Consider the following 23229-nt stretch of genomic DNA (forward strand, 5'->3'; position numbering starts at 1 on the left):
TATATGCCTGAAGCTAGATATGCAGGATGAATTCGCGGACCAGCTTGCTGCCGAAATACGCCAGCATCAGCAGGCAGAAGCCTGCCAGGGTCCAGCGAATCGCTTTGTGTCCGCGCCAGCCGAGTTGATGGCGACCCCACAGCAACACGGCGAAAACCACCCATGCGAAGCACGAAAGGATGGTCTTGTGCGCGAGGTGCTGGGCGAACAGGTTTTCGATAAACAACGCTCCGGACAGCAGCGACAGCGACAACATCAGCCAGCCTGCCCACAGGAAACCGAACAGCAGGCTCTCCATGGTTTGCAGCGGCGGGAAGTTCTTGATCAGCCCGGACGGGTGCTTGTGCTTGAGCTGGTGATCCTGCAGCAGTACCAGCAGCGATTGCAGCACGGCGATCGTGAGCATGCCGTAGGCGATGACCGAGAGCAGGATGTGCAGGCGGATGCCGGGCTGCTCCATGATCGGCTGGCTGGTGCCGGTCGGCATGAACTGCGCGAGCAGCACCGTCAGACAGCCTAAGGGGAAAAGCAGCATCAGTAGGTTTTCAACCGGGATGCGAATGCAGGACAGCAGCGTCAGCAGGATTACGGCATAGGCAATCAGGCTGGCGGCATTGAAGAAATCCAGACTCAGGCCGGCTTCACTGTGCATCTGCATGAACAGACTGCCGCCGTGGAAGAACAGCGCACACACGCCGAGCAGCGCCAGCAGACGTTTATCCGGGGTGCCGCGCTGGCTGAGGCGCAGGCCTTGATAGAGGGCGGCGCCGGCGTAAAGAAAGGCGGCAGCCAGGCTAGGCAGCAGAGGGTGCATAAGTCCTTGTTGAGCGGGCCCGAAAGGCGCTGAGTGTGTCACACCAGGTTGTTTCACGAAAGACCGTTGGCGGTGTCGGTGCCGCGGACACTTCGCTATAATCCGCGACCTGCTGCAAGCCCACCCCTGGCTCAATAGGCCTGAAAGGAACGCGCATGTTCGAAAATCTGACAGACCGCCTCTCGCAAACCCTGCGAAATGTCACTGGCAAGGCCAAGCTGACCGAAGACAACATCAAGGACACCCTGCGTGAAGTGCGCATGGCCTTGCTTGAGGCTGACGTCGCGCTGCCGGTGGTCAAGGATTTCGTCAACAAGGTCAAGGAGCGCGCGGTCGGCACCGAGGTGTCGAGAAGCCTGACTCCGGGCCAGGCATTCGTGAAGATCGTCCGTGCCGAACTCGAAGAGCTGATGGGCGCGGCCAACGAAGACCTGGCGCTGAACGCCGTACCGCCAGCCGTGGTGCTGATGGCGGGCCTGCAGGGTGCGGGTAAGACTACCACCGTGGGCAAGCTGGCGCGCTTCCTTAAAGAGCGCAAGAAAAAGACCGTACTGGTGGTGTCTGCCGACGTCTATCGTCCAGCAGCGATCAAGCAACTGGAAACCCTGGCCAATGATATTGGCGTGACCTTCTTTCCCTCCGATATCAGCCAGAAACCCGTGGCGATCGCGGAGGCGGCGATCAAGGAAGCCAAGCTCAAATTCATCGACGTGGTGATCGTCGATACTGCCGGACGCCTCGCCATCGATGTTGAAATGATGGAAGAGATCCAGGCGCTGCATGCGGCGATCAAGCCAATCGAGACGCTATTCGTGGTCGATGCCATGACCGGCCAGGACGCCGCCAACACCGCCAAGGCCTTCAACGATGCGCTGCCGCTGACGGGCGTGGTGCTGACCAAGGTTGACGGTGACGCGCGCGGCGGTGCGGCATTGTCGGTGCGGGCAATCACCGGCAAGCCGATCAAGTTCATCGGTATGGGCGAGAAGAGCGAGGCGCTCGAGCCCTTTCACCCTGACCGGATTGCCTCGCGCATTCTCGGCATGGGTGATGTGCTCAGCCTGATCGAGCAGGCCGAGCAGACCCTGGATCGCGAGAAGGCCGAGAAGCTCACCAAGAAACTGAAGAAGGGCAAGGGCTTCGACCTCGAAGACTTCCGCGACCAACTGCAACAGATGAAGAGCATGGGCGGCCTTGGCGGCCTGATGGACAAGCTGCCGCAGATGGGTGGCGTCAACCTGGCGCAGATGGGCAATGCCCAGGGCGCTGCCGAGAAACAATTCAAGCAGATGGAGGCGATCATCAATTCGATGACGCCCGCGGAGCGCCGCGACCCGGAAATCATCAGCGGCTCGCGCAAGCGCCGCATCGCCATGGGTTCCGGTACCCAGGTGCAGGACATCGGGCGCTTGATCAAGCAGCACAAGCAGATGCAGAAAATGATGAAGAAATTCACTGCCAAAGGCGGTATGGCCAAGATGATGCGCGGTATGGGCAGCATGATGCCGGGCGGCATGCCGAAGATGTAAGGCGCATGAGCGGGGCTCTGCATGTGCTGCTCAGTGCCTTTAGGTCAGGCATTTCCATCATTCGGAAAAAGGCTTTGCAAAAGCCCCGATAATCCTTAGAATATGCGGCCTTTCGGGCCTAGTGCCCTATGCGTGCATTTCAGTTTTGCAGCACCGACTACAGGAACGAAGTTCAATGGTAACCATCCGTCTTGCCCGTGGCGGCTCTAAAAAGCGCCCGTTTTACCACCTCACCGTGACCAACAGCCGCAATGCGCGCGATGGTCGTTTCGTTGAGCGTATCGGTTTCTTCAACCCCGTTGCTTCGGGTGCCGAAATCAAGCTGTCCGTTGACCAAGAGCGTGCTACTTACTGGCTCAGCCAGGGTGCACAGCCGTCTGAGCGCGTTGCTCAGCTGCTCAAGGAAGCTGCTAAGGCTGCTGCCTAAGCATTATGAGCATGACGCCAGCTCCCGCCGAGGACCTTGTAGTTCTCGGCAAGATTGTCTCGGTGCATGGCGTGAAGGGTGAAGTGAAGGTGTTTTCCTTTACCGAGCCTTTAACCAACGTGCTCAATTACCCTCGCTGGACGCTCAAGCGCGACAACGAGGTTAAGCAAGTCGAAATAGCCAGTGGGCGCTTGCAGGGCAAGGTCCTGGTAGCGCGTCTCAAGGGGCTCGATGATCGCGAAGTGGCACGTACCTATGCCGGCTTCGAGATTTGCGTACCCCGCGGGCAGTTACCGGAACTCAGCGAAGGCGAGTTCTACTGGTATCAGTTGGAAGGTCTCAAAGTCATTGATCAGGCAGAGCAGTTGCTCGGCACAGTCGATCATCTGTTCGAGACCGGCGCCAACGATGTGATTGTGGTCAAGCCCTGCACCGGCAGCCTGGATGATCGTGAACGACTGTTGCCCTATACCGAGCAATGCGTGTTGTCGATTGATCTGGCCGCTGGCGAAATGCGGGTCGACTGGGATGCGGACTTCTAAGCCTGATGCCAAATCTGCGCGTTGGAGTCATTACGCTGTTCCCGGAAATGTTCACCGCAATCAGCGATTACGGCATTACCAGTCGGGCGGTGAAGCAGGGTTTGTTGCAATTGACCTGCTGGAACCCGCGTAGCTACACCTCGGATCGTCATCACACAGTGGATGACCGGCCGTTCGGTGGTGGCCCCGGTATGGTGATGAAGATCAAGCCACTCGAAGACGCTTTGCGTGAGGCGAAGCAGGCTACAGGTGGTGCGGCCAAGGTGATTTACCTGTCGCCGCAAGGTCGCCAGCTGACGCAGTCAGCAGTACGCGAGTTGGCCAATGAGGAGGCATTAATCCTGATTGCCGGCCGCTACGAAGGCATTGATGAGCGCTTTATTGAGGCGCATGTCGATGAAGAATGGTCGATTGGGGACTACGTCCTGTCCGGCGGTGAGCTGCCGGCCATGGTGCTGATCGACGCGGTAACGCGCCTTTTGCCTGGTGCATTGGGTCATGCAGATTCGGCCGAGGAAGACTCCTTTACGGATGGCTTGCTCGACTGCCCGCACTACACCCGCCCGGAGGTGTATGCGGATAAACGTGTTCCTGACGTGTTGCTTAGCGGCAACCACGAACACATCCGGCGCTGGCGTTTACAGCAGTCCCTTGGTAGGACCTGGCAACGCCGCGCTGATCTTCTGGAAAGCCGCTCGCTTTCTGGAGAAGAGAAGAAGCTGCTGGAGGAATACATCCGCCAGCGGGACGATAGTTAACGTATCGATGACAGGCCAGACGGTTTGTCTTAGGAGCGCAGCATGACCAACAAGATTATTCAGCAGCTCGAAGCTGAGCAGATGAGCAAAGAAATCCCGACTTTCGCACCAGGCGACACCATCGTCGTTCAGGTTAAGGTGAAGGAAGGTGATCGTCAGCGTCTGCAGGCGTTCGAAGGCGTTGTAATCGCCAAGCGTAACCGCGGCCTGAACAGTGCATTCACCGTTCGCAAAATCTCCAACGGTGTCGGCGTTGAGCGTACTTTCCAGACCTACAGCCCGCTGGTCGACAGCCTGGCCGTCAAGCGTCGCGGTGATGTGCGCAAAGCCAAGCTGTACTACCTGCGTGACCTGTCCGGTAAGGCAGCACGTATCAAGGAAAAGCTGGCATAAGCCACGCTTTCTTGAAAAAAAGCAGCCTTCGGGCTGCTTTTTTCGTTTCTGGGGTAGGCTGTCCAGCAGGTTTGTCGTACTGGCTTGTGCTGGTGAAGAGAGACACACAGCTGCGCGGCATCACGTGACAGCTTCAGACAGGAAAAAGACATGACTCCCCGAGAGCAAGAAATCCAGCGGCGCGCCGCCTTGTCGGAAACCCGGGTGACCAAGGCGGTGTTTCCACTCACCACCAATCATCACAATACCCTGTTCGGCGGTACGGCTCTGGCCTGGATGGATGAAGTGTCCTTCATCGCCGCCACACGTTTCTGTCGCCTGCCGCTGGTGACGGTTTCGTCTGATCGCATCGACTTCAATCATCCGATTCCGGCCGGGTCGATCGTCGAACTTGTCGGGCGAGTAATCAAGGTCGGCAACACCAGCCTAAAGGTTGAAGTCGAAGTCTTCGTTGAGAGCATGTACCAGGATGGTCGCGAGCGCGCCATCAGTGGTGTGTTCAGTTTCGTGGCGATCGACGACAAGCAGAAACCCGTGCCGGTGCTGGCGGACTATCCCTTGCCCGCGAGCCGCTGACAGCGAATTTTGTCCGGTGCTACCGCCATGGGACACTCGCGCAATTGACTACCGCCAGGCTGAACGATGCCCGCCATAGACCACCCGCTGATTGACCGCTTCCTCGATGCCTTGTGGCTGGAAAAAGGCCTGTCCGTACATACCCGCAGTGCCTATCGCAGCGATCTGGCGTTGTTCAACGGCTGGCTGCAGGGGCGTAATCTGGAGTTGGCAAGTGCGGGGCGCGAGCTGATCCTCGATCACCTCGCCTGGCGCATGAACGAAGGCTACAAAGCTCGCTCGACGGCTCGACTGATTTCCGGCTTGCGCGGCTTCTATCGCTTTCTGCTGCGTGAAGGCGTGATCGCTGCCGATCCAACCGTGCAGGTAGACTTACCCCAGCTCGGCCGGTCGCTGCCGAAATCCATGTCGGAAGCGGATGTCGAGGCCTTGCTGGCTGCGCCTGATCTGGACGACCCCATCGGTCTGCGTGATCGCGCGATGCTCGAGGTGCTCTATGCCTGCGGCCTGCGGGTCAGCGAATTGATCGGGCTGACGCTTGAGCAGGTCAATTTGCGCCAGGGAGCGCTGCGGGTTTTCGGCAAGGGCAGCAAGGAGCGCCTGGTGCCGATGGGGGAGGAAGCGATCGCCTGGGTCGAGCGTTACAACAAGGAGGCGCGAGCGCTGTTGCTCAACGGCAACCCCAGCGACGTGTTGTTTCCCAGCTTGCGCGGCGAGCAGATGACGCGGCAGACGTTCTGGCACCGTATCAAGCACCACGCCAAGGTCGCCGGAATCGCCAAGAGCCTGTCGCCGCATACCTTGCGCCATGCCTTCGCGACTCATCTGCTCAACCACGGCGCGGATTTGCGTGTGGTGCAGATGCTGCTGGGTCATAGTGATCTGTCTACCACGCAGATTTACACCCACGTCGCCCGCGCGCGCTTGCAGGCGTTGCATGCGCAGCACCATCCGCGCGGCTGAGTTGGCCGTCCGGCTCCTGTCGTCGGCCTTTGGGCGCTTCTATGATAGGCTTCGCCAACCGCTAAAAGACCGCTGCAACATGGCTGCGAGCCGCGCTCCCAGCGCTGCCACCGTCTGCAAGACATTCATCGCTCGATAGGAGTTTTCATGGGTTTTAACCGTATTTTCGCCGCTGTGGCCTTGAGTCTTGTCAGCAGCCTCAGCTTGGCTGCCGATGCCGACGAGGCCATTCGTAAAACCCTGCAGTCACTGCAGCCGGACCTGCCTATCGAAGCCATCGCTGAAAGTCCGATGCCGGGGCTTTACCAGGTGCAGCTCAAGGGCGGCCGCATGCTGTATGCCAGCGCAGACGGTCAGTTCGTCATGCAGGGCTATCTGTTCCAGTTCAAGGATGGTCAGGCGGTGAATCTCACCGAGCAAGCCGAGAGTGTGGCCGTCGCGAAAACCATCAACGCCATTCCCGTCTCGGAAATGGTGGTGTTTGCCGGTAAGCAGCCGAAAACACACATCACCGTGTTCACTGACACCGATTGCGGCTACTGCCAGAAGCTGCACAGCGAAGTGCCCGAGCTCAACCGCCTGGGTGTCGAGGTGCGCTACCTGGCATTCCCGCGCCAGGGTCTGGAGAGCCAGGCCGCCAAGGAACTGGCCAATGTCTGGTGCGCGAAGGACAGCCAGGAGGCCATGAACCGCGCGAAAACGCAGCAGAGCGTCGCCGACGTCGAGTGCGATAACCCGGTCGCCAAGCAGTTTGCCCTGGGCCAGATGATTGGCGTTAGCGGCACCCCAGCCATCGTGCTGGCGAATGGCAAGGTCATTCCCGGCTATCAGCCTGCCGCGCAACTGGCGAAAATCGCCCTGGAGTCCAACTAGTCGCGCAGTGCGCTGGATTGACTAATAAACAGCCGCTTCGTATGGTGCGGCTCTTTTTCCACGGCCGGAGCTTGCTCCGGCCGTTTTACGCAGTGCAGATGGGGAGTTCAGTGTGAAACCGGTGAAAGTAGGCATCTGTGGGCTGGGTACCGTTGGTGGCGGTACGTTGAATGTACTCAAGCGAAATGCCGAGGAAATTACCCGGCGCGCAGGGCGTGGTATTGAAGTTGTCCAGATTGCCATTCGCTCGCCCAAGCCGCAGTACGACACGACCGGTATTAGCATGACCAGCGATGCCTTCGAGCTGGTGAACAACCCCGAGATCGATATCGTTATCGAGTTGATCGGCGGTTACACCCTGGCCAAGGAGCTGGTGCTCAAGGCCATCGAGAATGGCAAGCATGTGGTCACCGCCAACAAGGCACTGATCGCCGTGCACGGCAATGAGATCTTCGCTAAGGCCCGTGAGAAGGGTGTGATCGTCGCCTTCGAAGCGGCCGTTGCCGGCGGCATCCCGGTGATCAAGGCGATTCGTGAAGGCCTGGCGGCCAACCGCATCAACTGGCTGGCCGGTATCATCAACGGCACTGGCAACTTTATCCTCAGCGAAATGCGCGAGAAGGGTCGCACCTTCGAAGACGTACTGGCCGAGGCGCAGGCGCTGGGTTATGCCGAAGCCGATCCGACCTTCGACGTCGAGGGCATCGACGCCGCGCACAAGCTGACCATCCTGGCTTCGATTGCCTTTGGCATTCCGCTGCAGTTCGACAAGGCCTACACCGAAGGCATCACCAAACTGACCACTGCTGACGTGAACTACGCCGAAGCGCTGGGCTATCGCATCAAGCACCTGGGCGTGGCCCGTCGTACTGACGCCGGTATCGAGCTGCGCGTACACCCGACGCTGATCCCGGCAGATCGCCTGATTGCCAACGTCAACGGCGTCATGAACGCGGTGATGGTCAACGGCGACGCCGCCGGCAGCACGCTGTTCTACGGCGCCGGCGCCGGCATGGAGCCGACCGCGTCCTCGGTGGTGGCCGACCTGGTCGATGTGGTCCGCGCCTTGACGGCGGACCCCACCAACCGCGTGCCACACCTGGCCTTCCAGCCGGACTCGCTGTCCGATCACCCGATTCTGCCGATCGAGGCCTGCGAGAGCGCGTATTACCTGCGCATCCAGGCCAAGGATCATCCCGGCGTACTGGCACAGGTGGCGAGCATCCTGTCGGAGCGCGGAATCAATATCGAATCGATCATGCAGAAGGAAGTCGAAGAGCATGACGGCCTGGTCCCGATGATTCTGGTGACCCACCGGGTGGTCGAGGCGCAGATCAACGAGGCCATCAGTGCGCTCGAAGCCCTGGAAGACGTTGTCGGCAATGTTGTGCGGATTCGCGTCGAACAACTCAATTAACCGATAACAGCAGCTCTCACCGACAACAGCGTCGAGCCAAAGCCGCAATCCTCAAGCCATTTCACCGGCTTCGGGCATCTAGGCAGGCTCGAGGCTCATACCGAAGGTTTGTACCCATGCGCTATATCAGCACCCGCGGCCAGGCACCGGCCCTGAATTTCGAAGACGTGCTCCTGGCCGGTCTGGCGACTGACGGCGGTTTGTATGTGCCGGAGAACCTGCCGCGCTTTACGCAGGAGGAAATCGCATCCTGGGCCGGTTTGCCTTATCACGAGCTGGCCTTTCGGGTAATGCGCCCGTTCGTGGTTGGTAGTATCCCCGACGCCGACTTCAAGAAGATTCTCGAAGAAACCTATTCGTCGTCGGAACAGGGCGTGTTCGCCCATAGCGCCATTGCGCCGTTACGCCAGTTGGGTGGTAACGAGTGGGTGCTGGAGCTGTTCCACGGGCCGACCCTGGCGTTCAAGGATTTCGCCTTGCAGCTGCTGGGTCGACTGCTCGATTACGTGCTGGAAAAGCGTGGCGAGCGCGTGGTGATCATGGGCGCCACTTCCGGTGATACCGGCTCGGCGGCCATTGAAGGCTGCCGTCGCTGCGACAATGTCGACATCTTCATCATGCATCCGCACAAGCGGGTGTCCGAAGTGCAGCGTCGGCAGATGACGACGATTTTCGGCGACAACATTCACAACATCGCCATCGAAGGTAACTTCGATGACTGCCAGGAAATGGTCAAGGACAGCTTCGCCGATCAGAGCTTTCTCAAGGGCACGCGCCTGGTTGCGGTTAACTCGATCAACTGGGCGCGGATCATGGCCCAGATCGTCTACTATTTCCACGCCGCCCTGCAGCTGGGCGGGCCGGCGCGCTCGGTGGCGTTTTCGGTGCCGACCGGCAACTTCGGCGATATCTTCGCCGGCTACCTGGCGCGCAACATGGGGCTGCCGATCAGTCAGTTGATCGTTGCCACCAACCGTAACGACATCCTGCATCGCTTTATGAGCGGTAATCAGTATGTGAAGGGCGATCTGCACCCGACTCTGTCGCCATCCATGGACATCATGGTCTCGTCGAACTTCGAGCGTTTGCTGTTCGACCTGCACGGGCGCAACGGTGCCGCTATCGCCGCGCTGATGGCTAACTTCAAGCAGGGCGGTGGTTTCAGCGTGGAGGATGACCGTTGGACCGAGGCGCGCAAACTGTTTGACTCCCTTGCGGTGGACGATGCGCAAACCTGCGAAACCATTGTCGAGGTGTTCAAGGAGAGCGGCGAGTTGCTCGATCCGCACACTGCGATCGGCGTGCGTGCAGCCCGCGAGTGCCGCCGCAGCCTGGCAGTGCCGATGGTGATTCTGGGTACCGCCCATCCGGTCAAGTTTCCTGAAGCGGTTAAAAAGGCAGGGGTTGGTCAGGCGCTCGCTTTACCTGCTCACCTGGAAGATCTGTTCGAGCGTGAAGAGCGCTGCACCGTGGTGGCCAATGACCTTCGTGCCGTTCAGAACTTCGTCAGTCAGCATGGCAACCGTGGCAAACCGCTGTAAGCCTGCCTGTCTGAATATCAGAAAGCCGGTTGCCGTGAGGTACCGGCTTTTTTTATGGGGCTATGCTTGCAGCAGTTGTGCGGGTTAAGGGTGCTCATCATTGTCGGGTTGTCGTCATCGTGAGGCCGTTGAAGTTGAGCAACTTGAGGTAGCGTGATGAAACGGGGTAGTAAAATCATTCTGAGCTGCGTGCTGGGCTGGTTAGGCATGACAAGCCCAGCGGCAGCGGCCACGTTTGAAGTCGGCTTCTATGACTATCCGCCGATGATGATCGAGCATGACAACAGCGGTATCTATAAAGACATATTCGATGAGTTAAGCCTGTTGCTCGGTGACGTTTTCAACGTGCGTTATTACCCGTATCCGCGTATCGGCCTGTTGTTCAATAGTGGGGAGTTGGATATCGAGCCGGGTGTTTATGCCGGATGGATGCGCGGGCAGCCGGTGCCTGGAGAGTTCTCGGTGCCATTTGGCAAGATTGTGGATGTCATGGTGTTCGCCCCGGGCAAGGCATTTCCCGTGAACAAGCCGGAAGATCTGCGGGGCAAGGCATTGGGTTTGGTTCGTGGTTATGCCTACCCCGATCTACGCGCGCTGATCGACGCCGGCCAAATCGACCGACGCAACGGCCTGAGCGAGATGCAGCTGTTGGAAATGCTGTCGGTCTCGCGCTTCGATCAGATCGTCATCAACAAGGCGGTGGCGCAATACAATATTCTGAAGGTGCCCGAATACCAGAAGTTTGAAGTCGGCAACTCCATCAGCGTGTTTGATGTGAGTATGCGTGTTCATCCGCGCAACAAAGCCTGGTTGTCCCGATTGGATAAAGCCATTCTCGAGTTAAAGCGTAACGGCGTTATCGAGCGTATCTACGCGAAGTATGGCGTACACCTTTAAGTCGGTAATTTCCCGCTGGCTATGCAATTACTGCCAGCATGAATCAGATAACGCCGTCGCGACGCAGTGCGGCGATCTGCTCGCTGCTGTAGCCCAGTCGACTGAGAACAGGCTCGTTGTGTTCACCCAATTGTGGACCGGTCCATTCCACGCTGCCTGGCGTGTCGGAAAGCTTAGGCACGATGCCGGGCATCTTGAACGGCTTGCCATCCGGCAGTTTCGCGCTAAGCAGCATCTCGCGAGCCAGGTATTGCGGGTCGCTGAACATGTCCTCGGCGCTGAAGATGCGGCTGGCCGGTACTTCGGCCAGATTCAGCGTAGCCAGCACCTGGTCCAGCGGTAGCGAGCCGACCCAGCGGTCGATCACGCCATAAATCTCATCGCGTCGCGCGTCGCGACCATCATTGCTGGTCAGTGTCACGTCGTCGGCCAGGTCCTGGCGGTCGATGGCCTGCATAAAACGCTTGAAGATCGCATCGCCGTTGGCGCCGATCTGAATATGTTTGCCGTCGCCGCTGGTGTGGATCGAGGAGGGCGTAATGCCGGGCATGATGTTGCCGGTGCGCTCACGGATAAAACCGAACACATCGAACTCCGGCACCATGGACTCCATCATGGCGAAGATCGCCTCATACAGCGCCACGTCGACCACCTGTCCGCTGCCGCCGTTGACCTCGCGATGACGCAGCGCCATCAGCGCGCCGATCACGCCCCACAGCGCGGCAATCGAATCGCCAATCGAAATGCCGGTGCGTACCGGCGGACGGTCCTCGAAGCCGGTGATATAACGCAGCCCGCCCATGGACTCGCCCACCGCGCCGAAGCCTGGTTGATCCTTCATCGGGCCTGTTTGACCGAAGCCCGACAGGCGCACCATCACCAGTTTGGGGTTCAGTGCATGCAGCACGTCCCAGCCCAGGCCGAGCTTCTCCAGCACGCCGGGGCGGAAGTTCTCGATCAGGATGTCCGCCTCGCTCAGCAGCTTCTTCAGCACCTCACGACCGGCTTCATGCTTGAGATTTAGTGTGATCGACTGCTTGTTGCGCGCCTGTACAAACCACCACAGCGAAGTGCCCTCATACAGCTTGCGCCACTTGCGCAGCGGGTCGCCGCCGTCCGGTGACTCGACCTTGATCACCTCGGCACCGAACTCGGCGCAGATGCGCGAGGCGAACGGCCCGGCGATCAGGGTGCCAAGCTCAATCACTTTCAGGCCGGCGAGGGGTTTGCTGGGCTGTTGCATGCGCTGTCATCCATCAGGCTGTGGCCGCGACTCTAACGTGAGTCAACCGCATCGGGTAGACTTGCCGGCTTATTCGACCAGTCAAGAAGCCCCGTCCATGGCCCTGCCGTCTACCACTTACAAAATTGAGCTGAACCTCACCGACATGGACCGCAGCGTCTATGAGAGCCTGCGCTTCACTGTGGCCAAGCACCCCTCGGAAACCGAAGAGCGCTTGGCGGCGCGGCTGGTGGCTTATGCCTTGTTCTATCATGAGCACCTGGCGTTCGGTCGTGGCCTGTCGGATGTGGACGAGCCGGCATTGTGGGAAAAGAGCCTGGATGACCGCGTGCTGCACTGGATCGAAGTCGGCCAGCCGGACAGCGACCGCATCACCTGGTGCTCGCGGCGTACAGAGAAGTTCAGCCTGGTGGCCTACGGCAATCTGCGTGTATGGCAGACCAAGGCGCTCGATCCGGTGCGCAGCCTGAAAAATATCAATGTCGTCGCCCTCGACCAGGAAGCCCTGGCCAAACTGGCTCTGGATATGCCGCGCTCGCTGAACTGGAGCGTGATGATCAGCGACGGCGAACTGTTTGTCACCGATGAGCGTGGCCAGCATGAGCTGCCCATCGAGTGGTTGGCTGGCGAGCGCTGAATCGCTGCTTTATGCGGGAGACGGCTTCCGTAGCCCGGATGAAATTCGGGGGCTGTTGAGGCCCGATCACACCCCGGATTGCATCCGGGCTACGTATCTGAATGGCCGCTACGTTTTGATTCCGGCGGGTTGCATCCGCCCTATATGACAAAGAATAAACATGCGTATCGAGTCCCGCCCGCTGCCTGAAACCCTGCCTGACCTTGGCGCTCTGCCGCCGCTGTTGACCCGCCTGTATGCCGCCCGCGGCGTGCAATCCGCCGTCGAGCTGGACAAGGGCTTGGCGCGGCTGATTCCGTATCAGCAGCTCAAGGGCATGGATGCGGCGGTCGAGCTGCTGGTGCAGGGTTTGCAGCAAGGCCAACGCATGCTGATCGTCGGCGATTTCGATGCCGATGGTGCTACCGCCAGTACGGTGGGGGTGCTTGGTTTGCGCATGCTCGGCGCGGCGCATGTCGATTATCTGGTGCCTAATCGTTTCGAATACGGCTACGGCCTGACCCCGGAAATCGTCGCCGTGGCCCTGCAGCGCCAGCCTGATCTGCTGCTGACTGTGGACAACGGCATTTCCAGTGTCGAGGGTGTGGCGGCGGCCAAGGCTGCCGGGCTGGCCGTGCTGGTTACCGATCACCATTTGCCCGGTGCCGAGTTGCCGGCTGCGGATGCCATCGTCAATCCCAACCAGCCGGGTTGTGAGTTCCCCAGCAAGGCGCTGGCTGGGGTTGGGGTGATGTTCTATGTGCTGTTGGCGCTGCGTGCGCGGCTGCGTGAGAAGGGCTGGTTTACCGTGCAGCGTCCGGAGCCAAATCTCGGCGAGCTGCTTGATCTGGTAGCCCTGGGCAGCGTGGCTGACGTGGTGCCGCTGGATGCCAACAACCGCATCCTGGTGCATCAGGGCCTTGCGCGGATTCGTGCCGGCCGGGCACGGCCGGGTTTACGCGCAATTCTTGAAGTGGCGGGGCGCGATCATCGGCGCATCACCTCCACTGATCTGGGTTTTATCCTCGGCCCACGGCTGAATGCGGCGGGGCGGCTGGATGATATGGCCCTGGGTATCGAGTGCCTGCTCTGTGAAGACGAAGCCCTGGCCCGCGATATGGCGGTGCAGCTCGATCAGCTCAATCAGGACCGCAAGGCCATCGAGCAGGGCATGCAGCGTGAGGCTTTAGCCCAGCTCAAGGACCTGCCCCTGGCGGATATGCCGTTCGGCCTGTGCCTGTTCGATGCGGAATGGCACCAAGGTGTGATCGGTATCCTCGCCTCGCGTTTGAAGGAGCGCTATCACCGACCAACCATCGCCTTCGCCGATGCGGGGGATGGTGTGCTCAAGGGTTCCGCTCGCTCGGTGCCGGGGTTTCATATCCGTGATGCGCTGGACGCGGTGGCAGCCAAACACCCACAGCTGATCAGCAAGTTTGGCGGGCATGCGATGGCGGCCGGGTTGTCGCTGCGTCAGGAAAATTTCGGCGCGTTCGCCGTCGCGTTCGATGCCGAAGTACGCCGCCAACTGTGCGAGGACGATCTCACCGGCCGGCTGTTGTCCGATGGCGCTCTGGCGATCGAAGAGTTTCATCTGCCCCTAGCCAAGGAGCTGCGCAACGCCGGGCCTTGGGGCCAACATTTCCCCGAGCCGATGTTCCATGGCGTGTTCCAGCTGGTGCAGCAGCGCATCGTTGGCGAGCGGCATTTGAAAGTAGTGTTGAAGAGCGAGTGCGGCAGCGTGCAACTCGACGGCATAGCCTTTGGCGTGGACCGCGAGGTCTGGCCGAACCCGACCGTGCGCTGGGTCGAATTGGCGTACAAGCTCGACGTCAACGAATACCGCGGGCAGGAGACCGTGCAGTTATTGATCGCCCACCTGATGCCGCGCTGACGCGCGTCTCAGCTTCGGTTGGGCAGGCTGGCGGAGCCGTCGGCGAGAGCGCGCTCGCTCAGGTCGTTCCAGCGCGCGAGAAAATTCGCCGGTTGGCTGACCTGCTGCGGCGCTTTCGCAAGGAACACGCCCAGGTTATTGAAGGAATAAACCGGTAGCAGGTCGCGGCGTTCGCTGGCGATTCGCACGCGTGAGTCGAGGTTGTCGAGAATCAGCGGTTGGGCGCTTGGGCTGGGGTAATAAGCCAGAACCATATGCGCCTGGTTGCGGGTCAGGTCTTTCACATAGGTCAGGCGCAGCTTTTCGGCAGCTACACCCAGCTGCAGCAGGCCAAAGTACTTGGCAATCGCAAAATCTTCGCAATCGCCCCGGCCACGGGTGATCGCCTGGGCTGGCGTTGCCCAGTAGTCGTGCTCGCCCCATACGTCCTGATCGCTGGCAAAGGCGACCGAGCGGTTGACGAATTGGTTGACCCTTTCCAGCAGAACCCCGTCTTCGGCATCGCCGCCATTCGCAAGCAGGCTATGCCAACTGCTCAGGCGCATGTCGCCCAGCGAGCGATTGAAGCCATCACCATTGCCGGATGGCAGCTCGGCCGCCAGCGCAGCGCCAGGCAGCACGCTACTGGCAAGCAGAATGCGCAGCAGCCGAAATGTGCAAGAGGAGAGAATGCGCATGGACTGAATCCGGCTTGGGCCAGTGGATAGCCGCGGCCTATGGACAATTGGGTGAAGTCATCTTATCGACGCCAAATACTAAACGCCCAGAGGCACGTTGTGACGCCGCACGCTATTTGGGAAAAATGTTCCCGCCAATGCGAAACAGCGCAGACCTCGCAATATCGCGAAGCACTCTGGTTGGCAGGTCGAGAACTGTGGACGCATAGAATCGGTCTCTATGACCAGTTCCCCTTATGGAGATACCCGATGAATACCCGAGGCTTGCTCGATCAGTTGCTCAAATCCGGTCAGGACATGCTGCACAAGCAGTCTTCGAAAACCGCTGGTAAACCCGGTAACGGCGGGCTTGCGGGCGGTCTGGGCGGTTTATTGTCCGGCGGCTCGGCCGGTGGCCTGGGTGGTTTGCTCTCGGGCGGCAGTTCCAGTTCCGGCGGCCTTGGCGGACTGATGTCCGGCTCGGGGGGCGGTGCTCTGGCCGCCGGTGCCATGGGGCTGCTGCTTGGCAACAAAAGCGCGCGCAAGTTGGGCGGCAAAGCGCTGACCTACGGCGGGCTGGCCGCATTGGGTGTGATCGCCTACAAGGCCTACGGTAATTGGCAGGCGCAGCAGGCCAACGCTCCCCAAGGCGAGCCGCAAACCCTGGATCGCTTGCCTGCGCCCCAGGTCGAGCTGCACAGCCAGGCCATCCTGAAGGCGCTGGTCGCAGCGGCCAAGGCCGACGGCCATGTGGATGCCCGCGAACGCGAGATGATCGAAGGCGAAATCGGCAAATTGACCAACGACGTCGAACTGCAACGCTGGCTTGAAGCCGAACTGAACAAGCCGCTCGACCCCGCCGAAGTCGCACGCGCGGCAACCACACCGGAAATGGCTGCCGAAATGTATATCGCCAGCGTGTTGATGGTCGATGAAGAACATTTCATGGAGCGTGCCTACCTGGAAGAACTGGCCCGCCAGCTGAAGCTTGATCCGGCTCTGAAAATCGAGCTGGAAGCTCAGGTGAAACTGCTGCCAGACGCCAACTGATCTCCGACCACGCAAATTGTGTGGAGGTAAAACTCCACACAATCGCCACCGCAGCTACAAACTCTTACCACAAAGCAACCTCAGCATGGTCCCCGTGTTTGCATAACTCACGGGGAGTTTCTCCATGTTTCATTGTTTATCTATTCCTAGGATCAGTCTCGGCCGCTGGCTTGTGCTGCTGCTCGCTTTGGTTCTGTCTCAGCCTGCGCTGGCCAGCGAGCAATCCGCCGCCGAGCATAGCGAAAGCCCTTATTTCGCGGTGCAGAGCGGCGACCCCAGAGTGGATCGTTTGCCGCTCAAGGCCACTAAAGTCGAGGTGCGGGTGCTCGGGGTGATCGCCGATGTAAGGGTCGTTCAGCAATACCGCAATGAGGGCGCGCGGACGCTTGAGGCTCGTTACGTGTTTCCCGGTTCGACCTGCGCGGCGGTGTATGGCATGACCGTGCGCCTGGGCGATCGCGAACTGCGGGCGCAGATCCGCGAAAAGCAGGAGGCCCAGAAGGAATACCAAGAAGCCAAGAGTGCCGGCAAGACCGCGGCCCTGCTCGAACAGCACCGCGAAAACTTGTTCCAGATGAACGTCGCCAATATCCTGCCCGGCGATGTGGTCGACGTGGAACTGCGTTATACCGAGTTGCTGTTGCCCACCGATGGCGTTTACAGCTTCGTTTTCCCTACCGTGGTCGGGCCGCGCTACAACGGCAGCGCTGGCAGCGAGAGCCACAAGGCTGGATCTTGGGCCAGCACGCCTTATCTGCCCGAGGGCGAAGCGACGCGCGACGCTTTTTCGCTCGCGGTCGAGTTGCAGTCGCCGGTGCCGCTGGCCGATATCCGCTCGCCGAGCCACAACATCGAGCTGCAACAGACCACGCCGAGCCAGGCGCGGGTCAGCCTGGGTGCCGAGGCGGGGCAGAGCAATAACCGCGATTTTATCCTCGACTATCGCTTGAGCGGCGCCAGTTTCAAGAGTGGCGTGCTGCTGTCCAAGGGCGCCGAAGAGAACTTTTTTCTGGCTTTGATCGCACCGCCGGCGAAGGTGAAAAGCAAGATGCTGGTGCCGCGCGAATATATCTTCGTGGTGGATATTTCCGGCTCCATGCATGGCTTCCCGCTGGATACCGCCAAGCGCCTGCTGAAGAATCTGGTCGGGAGTTTGCGTCCGGTCGACAGCTTCAATGTCCTGCTGTTCTCCGGCAGTAGCACCATGCTCGCCGATGAGTCCCAGGCGGCCACCCCGGCGAATATCGCGACTGCGCTGGATATGCTCGACACCACGATGGGCTCGGGTGGCACCGAGTTGCTGCCAGCGTTGCGCAAGGCCCTGGCGGTGCCGAGCGATCCCGAGCGGGCGCGCAGCTTTGTGGTGGTTACCGATGGCTTTGTGTCAGTGGAGCGCGAATCCTTCGAACTGGTGCGCAACAATCTGGACAAAGCCAATATGTTCGCCTTCGGTATCGGCAGTTCGGTCAATCGCCAGCTGATCGAGGGCCTGGCGCGGGCCGGGCAGGGCGAGCCCTTCGTCGTTCTTAACGAGGCTTCAGCGGACGAGCAGGCCGAGCGCTTCCGGCAGATGATCGATGCGCCTGTGCTGGCCAACCCGCAGGTGCGTTTCGATGGTTTGGAGGTCTATGACGTCGAACCCGTGGCCTTGCCGGACCTGTTCGCCCAGCGGCCGTTGGTGGTGTTCGGCAAATGGCGCGGCGAGGCGCGCGGCAGCCTGCAAGGGGAAGGGCGGGGCGCGGCCGGGCCATATCGAGTTGAGGTGCCGATCAAGCCCGAGATGGCCAGCGCTGGCAATCAGGCACTGGGCTATTTATGGGCACGGCATAAGGTCGCCAGCCTTACCGATCAGGAAACCCTCGAAGGCGGCTATGTCCATAGTCAGGCGATTCTCGATCTGGGCCTGAAATACAGCCTGCTGACGCCCTACACCTCGTTTATCGCCGTGGATGAACGGGTGCGCAACCCCGATCCGGCCGTTGCCGCCAGCGTCAAGCAGGCGTTGCCGCTGCCTCAGGGCGTGAGCAATCAGGCAATTGGCGCGGTAGTGTCGAGCACGCCGGAACCCAGTGCCTGGTTGATGTTGCTGATCGCGGCCCTGGGCATGGGCTGGCTGGCGCGCCAGCACGCTCGCCAGGAGCAGGCATAAATGATGCGTGCGCTACCCATGGCGTGGCCGCGCGCTTGGGCCAACCCGCCGAGTTGGTTGTGGTTGCTGCTACCGGCATTGGCGCTGTGGCCGGTGTGGCAGTGGAGCGCACGGCGATTGAGCGATGGCTCCGACGACCCCTTCGGCATAGTCGCACTGCTCGCGTTACTGCTGATGCTCTGGCGCCAACGTCGCCAGTTGTCGGCCGCGCCACGATTGCCTTGGTTGCTGCTGGCATTGCTGCTCTGCGCGGCGGCCGCGCTGGCGCCAGGGGTGCCGCCGCTATTGCGCGCGGTAGTGGCGGTGCTGGCGTTGTTCGCCGGAGTGTTGGCCCTACGCGCGCCTAGCCAGGCGCTGCTGGCTTGGCTCGGACTGGGCTTGCTGGCGCTGCCGATCATGTCGTCCTTGCAGTTCTTTATCGGTTATCCGCTGCGGTTGCTGACCGCCGAAGTCAGCGCCTGGTTGCTACGCGCTGGCGGGCTGGAGGTATTGCGCCAGGGCAGTACGCTGGAAGTGGCCGGGCAGTTGGTGATGGTCGATGCGCCCTGTTCGGGTATCCAGATGGCCTGGGTCGCCTATTTCACCGCCTTTGCTACCGCAGCCTGGCTGCGAATGAGCGATCGCCAGTTGCTGCGCCGTTTGCCGCTGCTCGGGGTGTTGATACTGGCCGGCAATATTCTGCGTAATAGCCTGCTGATCCTGCAGGAAACCGGGCGCCTGGATTGGCCCGCCTGGATGCACGAGGGCACCGGCTTGCTGGTATTTGTCGCAGTCTGCGTGTTGGTGTTGCGCTATGTCGCTGCGGGGGCTAGGCCTGGGTCGCCGGTTGCCAGCCCGGCGTACAGACGGCCGCTAGAACCTACGGTGCAGTGCGGGATGGCGCTGGCATTCGCCATGTTGGCGCTATGGCCTTTGCTGAAGCAGCCGGCGACGGCCGAGCGGGCTTATGGCGATTTCGTGGAATGGCCCACTCGCTTCGCCGGTCAGCCATTACGGCCGCAGGCCCTGTCGGCAGTGGAGCAGCGCTTCGCCACGCAATTTCCCGGCGCCATTGCTCGTTTCAGTGCGGGAGGTCGCTTGGTGACACTGCGCCATGTCACTCGGCCCACGCGCAAATTGCACCCGGCGGCCGATTGTTACCGCGGCCTGGGCTATCGCATTCAGGCCATGCGTCTGGAACAGCGTACCGAGGGTTTTGGTCTGCAGCGCTGCTTCGTTGCGGACGGGCATGGGGTGCGGTTGCGGGTCTGCGAATATATCGAGGACGCCAACGGTCGGACCTTCAGCGACAACTCGGCCTGGTACTGGGCGGCTCTTGCCGGCGACTCGCCGGGACCGTGGCGCGCGGTGAGCACGGCCGAGACGGCGCCATGACTCATATCATTCAGCATGCTTATCTCAGACCAAAAGGTCATCCCCAGGGCTTGTAGTGAGGCTAGGCTGGTGTCCATTCGAATCGCGATGGCCGAAGCGAGATTGCCAATGCATCAACTTAAAGAGAAATACGACTACCTGATCGTTGGTGCCGGGCCCGCCGGTTGCCTGCTGGCCAACCGGCTGTCCGCCGACCCGGCGGTCAGTGTGCTGCTGCTGGAGGCGGGTGGGCGTGATAATTACCCCTGGATTCACATTCCGGTCGGCTACCTCTACTGCATCGGCAACCCTCGCACCGACTGGTGTTATGACACCGCGCCCGAGCCTGGCCTGAACGGTCGTTCGCTGAAATACCCGCGTGGGCGTGTGCTGGGGGGCTGTTCTTCGATCAACGGCATGATCTACATGCGTGGCCAGGCGCGCGACTACGACGGCTGGGCCGCCGCAGGCAACTCCGGTTGGGCCTGGCAGGACGTCCTGCCGCTATTCAAACGCACGGAAAACCATTACGGCGGCGGTGACGCCCTGCATGGCGGTACCGGAGAGTGGCGGGTCGAACAGCAGCGGCTGACCTGGGATTTGCTCGAGGCCTTTCGCCAGGCCGCTGGGCAGAGCGGCATTGCCAGCATCGAGGATTTCAATACCGGTGATAACGAAGGCTGCAGCTACTTTCAGGTCAACCAGCGGCGCGGGGTTCGCTGGAACGCGTCCAAGGCCTTTCTCCGGGATATCCGCAAGCGTCCCAACCTGCGCGTACTGACCGATGCCGACGTGCAGCGGGTGGTTCTCGCCGATGGTCGTGCGGACGCTCTCTGTGTGCGCTGGCAAGGGCGCGAACAGACCATCAGGGCGCACCGTGAAATTGTCCTGTGTGCCGGTGCGATAGGCACGCCGGCACTGCTGCAGCGCTCCGGGATAGGCCCGCGCGGCCTGCTGCAGCGGCTCGGCATTGGCGTGCGGCATGAGCTGCCGGGCGTGGGCGAGAACCTGCAGGATCATCTGCAGCTGCGGCTGATCTACAAGGTCAGCGAAGTCCCGACGCTGAACCAGATCGCCGGAAGTCTGTGGGGGAAGATGGGCATGGGTGTGGAGTACCTGCTCAGCCGCAGCGGGCCCTTGTCCATGGCGCCAAGCCAGTTGGGTGCGTTTGCCCGCTCCAGCGCCGCGCAGCCGTCGGCCAACCTGCAATACCACGTGCAACCGCTGTCGCTGGAACGTTTTGGCGAGCCGCTGCACGCGTTTCCGGCGTTTACCGCCTCGGTCTGCAACCTGCGGCCGTACAGCCGCGGTAAGGTCGAAATCCGTTCGCTGAACAGCGCCGAAACTCCGCTGATCCAGCCCAATTATCTGAGTGATGCACGGGACCTGGAGGTGGCTGCCGATGCCATTCGCCTGACCCGGCGCATCGTTGCTGCGCCTGCGCTAGCGCCATTCAGGCCTGAGGAATACAAGCCTGGGCCGAGCTATCAGAGCGAAGAGGACCTCCAGCGCGCTGCGGGCGAGATCGGTACCACCATCTTCCATCCGGCAGGCACCTGCAAAATGGGCATGGGCGGCGATGCGGTCGTGGACGCGCAATTGCGCGTGCACGGCGTGCCGGGGCTGCGGATTGCCGATGCCTCGATCATGCCGACCATCGTCTCGGGCAACACCTGCTCGCCGGTGCTGATGATTGCCGAGAAAGCCGCGCAGTTGATCCGCGCCCACCCCTGATAGGGGCACGCGGCTTCAGTGGCGTTTGGTGGTCAGGCTATGAAATACCGCGCAGTTCTTGCCGGCGTGCTTGGCGCGGTAGAGCGCCTGGTCGGCCAACTCCAGTGTCTCGCCGATATTGCTGCTGTCCATGGGCCAGAGTGCGCCGCCAATGCTGCAGCCGATTTGCACTTCGGTATTGCTCAGGGGCATCGGTTGCTGCAAGGACTGCAGCGCACGTTGCGCGACCAGTTGGGCCTGGACCAAGCCGTCCCTGCTAGGTACCTGCAACACCATCAGGAACTCATCGCCGCCCAGGCGCGCAACGAAATCGCCATCGCGCAGGCAGCTGCGCAGGCGAGATGCGAATTCTTGCAGCAACAGATCGCCTGCTGCATGGCCGAACTTGTCGTTGACCGGCTTGAAGCCGTCCAGGTCCAGGTAAAGCAACGCCAGGCAGCTGTGTTGCGACTGGCAGCGCTGCTGGGCGTGGGGTATGTATTTTTCCAGCGCAGCACGGTTGGGCAGGCCGGTCAGCGGGTCGTGGTGGGCGAGCGTCTCCATTCGCCCGAGCGCTGTTTGCTGATGGGTCAGGCTCTCTACCAGGTGGCGGATCGACTGGCTCAACTGAGCAATTTCGCGGGTGCCGTCGAGGTCCGGGATTTCAGTGAGTTCGCCCGCGCTCAAGCGGTCGGCGGCACTGGCAATCTTGCGGAGCGGCTCGGTGAAGTAGCCGGTGAGCACCCAGCCGAGAAATGCGAACACCGCTGCCAGCGCGGCGCCCCAGATCAGGATGATCTGTTGCAGTTCGTGGACCGGTGCATCCGCTTCCTCCACCGACTGGCGGGCAATGATCGTCCAGCCCAGGCCCGGATAGTCCTTGTAGCCCTGGCTCGGGGCAAAACCGGTCAGGTAGCTCTTGCCATCCGGCCATTCCTGCACCGCCCAGGTGCTCTTGGTTTTGTTGAGGTTGTCGAGCGCCGGCAGGTGCAGGCGCTGGCCGATCATCTCCTTGGGCGCGAGCAGCACGGTGCGGTCGGTACCGATGACGAAAAACTCGACGCTGCGCCGTTTCTGGATGGGCTCCAGGATCGCCAGGCGCACGTCATCGGCCCAGGACCAGGACAGATGGGACGCCAGCACACCGACCAGACTGCCGTCCTGGGCCTTTACCGGCAGGCTGATATCGACGAACTTCATCGCCTCGCCGGTCGGGTTAGGCAGCAGTTTGGCCAGCAGCACGGCCTCATGGACGTCGCCGATAAACAGGCCCTGCTTGCCTTCGAGGTACACCGGGCGCTGGGCGATGCTGACGTTTTCCAGAATGCCGTTGCTGGAGGCGAGTACCGTGCCTGCCGCGTCGGTGAAGCCGATCCAGGCGATGCTCGGGAACTCGGCCTGCAAGCGGTCGAGCAGGCCGCGTACCTCGCTGATGTTCTTGGGGTCGCTCAGTGCGCGCAGTTGCCCGAGCACCTGAAGCATGCCGGCGCGGGCTTCCATGTCACGGTCCAGGCGGTCGACCATCATGAACGAGACCTCCGCCAGGTCGCGACCGATCTCTTCGCGGATCCGCTGACTGGAGTCCTGGCTGATGACGGTGCCAAGCAGCCAGCTGAGCGCACCTACCAGCAGGGCGATGAGAATGGCGAAACGGCTGCGCAGGCTGTGCGATCGGCGCATGGGACGGTAGTTCCTTGGCAAGCTGAAAGGGAGTGCGCCAAGTATAGTGCGCCGCCGGTCTGATGGCACTTTGCGGCGACGGCCACTGCGCCTGCCAGCATCGGTCCGACTCGGGTATACTCCCCGGCTTTTCCGAAAGTTTGAC

Annotated in this window: 21 protein-coding genes; 17 read left to right on the plus strand and 4 right to left on the minus strand. The window is 61.0% G+C overall.

Annotated features, from left to right (window positions below; all coding sequences use genetic code 11):
- Positions 1-13 precede the first annotated feature (13 nt).
- On the minus strand, positions 14-814 hold the full coding sequence (locus ACX0MV_RS13540) for a cytochrome C assembly family protein (RefSeq protein WP_458983036.1): 801 nt from the start codon (positions 812-814) through the stop codon (positions 14-16).
- Between the two features lie 155 nt (positions 815-969).
- Here ACX0MV_RS13540 and ffh point away from each other — a divergent pair, with 155 nt between their 5' ends.
- The 11 genes from ffh to ACX0MV_RS13595 all read left to right on the plus strand — a co-directional run bounded on the left by ffh (position 970) and on the right by ACX0MV_RS13595 (position 10730).
- Positions 970-2343, plus strand: a complete 1374-nt coding sequence (ffh, locus tag ACX0MV_RS13545) for a signal recognition particle protein (protein ID WP_458983037.1) — start codon at positions 970-972, stop codon at positions 2341-2343.
- A 175-nt stretch (positions 2344-2518) separates the two neighbouring features.
- Positions 2519-2770: a 30S ribosomal protein S16 gene (gene rpsP, locus ACX0MV_RS13550; protein WP_458983038.1), complete on the plus strand. Its 252-nt coding sequence runs from the start codon at positions 2519-2521 to the stop codon at positions 2768-2770.
- A gap of 5 nt (positions 2771-2775) precedes the next feature.
- Positions 2776-3312 carry a ribosome maturation factor RimM gene (gene rimM / locus ACX0MV_RS13555; protein WP_458983039.1) on the plus strand — a complete coding sequence of 179 codons (537 nt, stop codon included), beginning with the start codon at positions 2776-2778 and terminating at the stop codon, positions 3310-3312.
- A gap of 5 nt (positions 3313-3317) precedes the next feature.
- Entirely contained in the window at positions 3318-4070 is a 753-nt protein-coding gene (trmD, locus tag ACX0MV_RS13560; protein ID WP_458983040.1) for a tRNA (guanosine(37)-N1)-methyltransferase TrmD, read from the plus strand.
- A 42-nt stretch (positions 4071-4112) separates the two neighbouring features.
- On the plus strand, positions 4113-4463 hold the full coding sequence (rplS, locus tag ACX0MV_RS13565; protein ID WP_458983041.1) for a 50S ribosomal protein L19: 351 nt from the start codon (positions 4113-4115) through the stop codon (positions 4461-4463).
- 150 nt (positions 4464-4613) lie between these two features.
- Positions 4614-5039, plus strand: coding sequence for an acyl-CoA thioesterase (locus tag ACX0MV_RS13570; RefSeq protein ID WP_458983042.1), 426 nt, complete (start codon positions 4614-4616; stop codon positions 5037-5039).
- A 66-nt stretch (positions 5040-5105) separates the two neighbouring features.
- Positions 5106-6002 carry a site-specific tyrosine recombinase XerD gene (gene xerD, locus ACX0MV_RS13575; RefSeq protein ID WP_458983043.1) on the plus strand — a complete coding sequence of 299 codons (897 nt, stop codon included), beginning with the start codon at positions 5106-5108 and terminating at the stop codon, positions 6000-6002.
- A gap of 147 nt (positions 6003-6149) precedes the next feature.
- Positions 6150-6875 (plus strand): thioredoxin fold domain-containing protein, encoded by a 726-nt coding sequence (locus tag ACX0MV_RS13580; RefSeq protein WP_458983044.1) that lies wholly within the window; start codon positions 6150-6152, stop codon positions 6873-6875.
- A 112-nt stretch (positions 6876-6987) separates the two neighbouring features.
- Complete coding sequence (locus ACX0MV_RS13585; protein ID WP_458983045.1) at positions 6988-8292, plus strand: homoserine dehydrogenase; 1305 nt, start codon at positions 6988-6990, stop codon at positions 8290-8292.
- A 116-nt stretch (positions 8293-8408) separates the two neighbouring features.
- Complete coding sequence (thrC, locus tag ACX0MV_RS13590; RefSeq protein ID WP_458983046.1) at positions 8409-9833, plus strand: threonine synthase; 1425 nt, start codon at positions 8409-8411, stop codon at positions 9831-9833.
- A 156-nt stretch (positions 9834-9989) separates the two neighbouring features.
- A complete protein-coding gene (locus tag ACX0MV_RS13595) occupies positions 9990-10730 on the plus strand; it encodes a substrate-binding periplasmic protein (RefSeq protein WP_458983047.1) in 741 nt (246 codons plus the stop codon).
- 43 nt (positions 10731-10773) lie between these two features.
- On the opposite strand, the gene ACX0MV_RS13600 is transcribed toward ACX0MV_RS13595, so the two are convergent.
- A complete protein-coding gene (locus ACX0MV_RS13600; protein WP_458983048.1) occupies positions 10774-11973 on the minus strand; it encodes a CaiB/BaiF CoA transferase family protein in 1200 nt (399 codons plus the stop codon).
- Between the two features lie 97 nt (positions 11974-12070).
- Here ACX0MV_RS13600 and ACX0MV_RS13605 point away from each other — a divergent pair, with 97 nt between their 5' ends.
- Complete coding sequence (locus tag ACX0MV_RS13605) at positions 12071-12610, plus strand: YaeQ family protein (protein ID WP_458983049.1); 540 nt, start codon at positions 12071-12073, stop codon at positions 12608-12610.
- A 160-nt stretch (positions 12611-12770) separates the two neighbouring features.
- Positions 12771-14483, plus strand: coding sequence for a single-stranded-DNA-specific exonuclease RecJ (gene recJ / locus ACX0MV_RS13610; RefSeq protein WP_458983050.1), 1713 nt, complete (start codon positions 12771-12773; stop codon positions 14481-14483).
- Between the two features lie 8 nt (positions 14484-14491).
- Here recJ and ACX0MV_RS13615 read toward each other — a convergent pair whose 3' ends face one another.
- On the minus strand, positions 14492-15160 hold the full coding sequence (locus ACX0MV_RS13615) for a transglutaminase-like cysteine peptidase (protein WP_458983051.1): 669 nt from the start codon (positions 15158-15160) through the stop codon (positions 14492-14494).
- A 249-nt stretch (positions 15161-15409) separates the two neighbouring features.
- Between ACX0MV_RS13615 and ACX0MV_RS13620 the strand changes: the two genes are divergently transcribed.
- The 4 genes from ACX0MV_RS13620 (at position 15410) to ACX0MV_RS13635 (ending at position 21425) form a co-directional block, all read left to right on the plus strand.
- Entirely contained in the window at positions 15410-16189 is a 780-nt protein-coding gene (locus ACX0MV_RS13620) for a tellurite resistance TerB family protein (protein WP_458983052.1), read from the plus strand.
- Positions 16190-16361: 172 nt separating this feature from the next.
- Positions 16362-18338, plus strand: coding sequence for a VIT and vWA domain-containing protein (locus tag ACX0MV_RS13625; protein WP_458983053.1), 1977 nt, complete (start codon positions 16362-16364; stop codon positions 18336-18338).
- A complete protein-coding gene (gene xrtQ, locus ACX0MV_RS13630) occupies positions 18339-19712 on the plus strand; it encodes an exosortase Q (RefSeq protein ID WP_458983054.1) in 1374 nt (457 codons plus the stop codon). It begins immediately after the preceding gene.
- Between the two features lie 108 nt (positions 19713-19820).
- Entirely contained in the window at positions 19821-21425 is a 1605-nt protein-coding gene (locus ACX0MV_RS13635; RefSeq protein WP_458983055.1) for a GMC family oxidoreductase, read from the plus strand.
- A 15-nt stretch (positions 21426-21440) separates the two neighbouring features.
- On the opposite strand, the gene ACX0MV_RS13640 is transcribed toward ACX0MV_RS13635, so the two are convergent.
- Positions 21441-23084 carry a diguanylate cyclase domain-containing protein gene (locus ACX0MV_RS13640; protein ID WP_458983056.1) on the minus strand — a complete coding sequence of 548 codons (1644 nt, stop codon included), beginning with the start codon at positions 23082-23084 and terminating at the stop codon, positions 21441-21443.
- Positions 23085-23229 lie beyond the last annotated feature (145 nt).

It is taken from the genome of Pseudomonas cistanchae, assembly GCF_054483635.1.

Excerpts from the sequence above, each read along its gene's own strand:
- rpsP (WP_458983038.1), top strand. The coding sequence starts at position 2,519 with ATGGTAACCATCCGTCTTGCCCGTGGCGGCTCTAAAAAGCGCCCGTTT.
- ACX0MV_RS13605 (WP_458983049.1), top strand. The coding sequence starts at position 12,071 with ATGGCCCTGCCGTCTACCACTTACAAAATTGAGCTGAACCTCACCGAC.
- thrC (WP_458983046.1), top strand. The coding sequence starts at position 8,409 with ATGCGCTATATCAGCACCCGCGGCCAGGCACCGGCCCTGAATTTCGAA.
- xrtQ (WP_458983054.1), top strand. The coding sequence starts at position 18,339 with ATGATGCGTGCGCTACCCATGGCGTGGCCGCGCGCTTGGGCCAACCCG.
- ACX0MV_RS13540 (WP_458983036.1), bottom strand. The coding sequence starts at position 814 with ATGCACCCTCTGCTGCCTAGCCTGGCTGCCGCCTTTCTTTACGCCGGC.
- ACX0MV_RS13620 (WP_458983052.1), top strand. The coding sequence starts at position 15,410 with ATGAATACCCGAGGCTTGCTCGATCAGTTGCTCAAATCCGGTCAGGAC.
- ACX0MV_RS13640 (WP_458983056.1), bottom strand. The coding sequence starts at position 23,084 with ATGCGCCGATCGCACAGCCTGCGCAGCCGTTTCGCCATTCTCATCGCC.
- recJ (WP_458983050.1), top strand. The coding sequence starts at position 12,771 with ATGCGTATCGAGTCCCGCCCGCTGCCTGAAACCCTGCCTGACCTTGGC.
- rimM (WP_458983039.1), top strand. The coding sequence starts at position 2,776 with ATGAGCATGACGCCAGCTCCCGCCGAGGACCTTGTAGTTCTCGGCAAG.
- ACX0MV_RS13595 (WP_458983047.1), top strand. The coding sequence starts at position 9,990 with ATGAAACGGGGTAGTAAAATCATTCTGAGCTGCGTGCTGGGCTGGTTA.
- ACX0MV_RS13570 (WP_458983042.1), top strand. The coding sequence starts at position 4,614 with ATGACTCCCCGAGAGCAAGAAATCCAGCGGCGCGCCGCCTTGTCGGAA.
- ACX0MV_RS13635 (WP_458983055.1), top strand. The coding sequence starts at position 19,821 with ATGCATCAACTTAAAGAGAAATACGACTACCTGATCGTTGGTGCCGGG.
- xerD (WP_458983043.1), top strand. The coding sequence starts at position 5,106 with ATGCCCGCCATAGACCACCCGCTGATTGACCGCTTCCTCGATGCCTTG.
- rplS (WP_458983041.1), top strand. The coding sequence starts at position 4,113 with ATGACCAACAAGATTATTCAGCAGCTCGAAGCTGAGCAGATGAGCAAA.
- trmD (WP_458983040.1), top strand. The coding sequence starts at position 3,318 with ATGCCAAATCTGCGCGTTGGAGTCATTACGCTGTTCCCGGAAATGTTC.
- ACX0MV_RS13615 (WP_458983051.1), bottom strand. The coding sequence starts at position 15,160 with ATGCGCATTCTCTCCTCTTGCACATTTCGGCTGCTGCGCATTCTGCTT.
- ACX0MV_RS13580 (WP_458983044.1), top strand. The coding sequence starts at position 6,150 with ATGGGTTTTAACCGTATTTTCGCCGCTGTGGCCTTGAGTCTTGTCAGC.
- ACX0MV_RS13600 (WP_458983048.1), bottom strand. The coding sequence starts at position 11,973 with ATGCAACAGCCCAGCAAACCCCTCGCCGGCCTGAAAGTGATTGAGCTT.
- ffh (WP_458983037.1), top strand. The coding sequence starts at position 970 with ATGTTCGAAAATCTGACAGACCGCCTCTCGCAAACCCTGCGAAATGTC.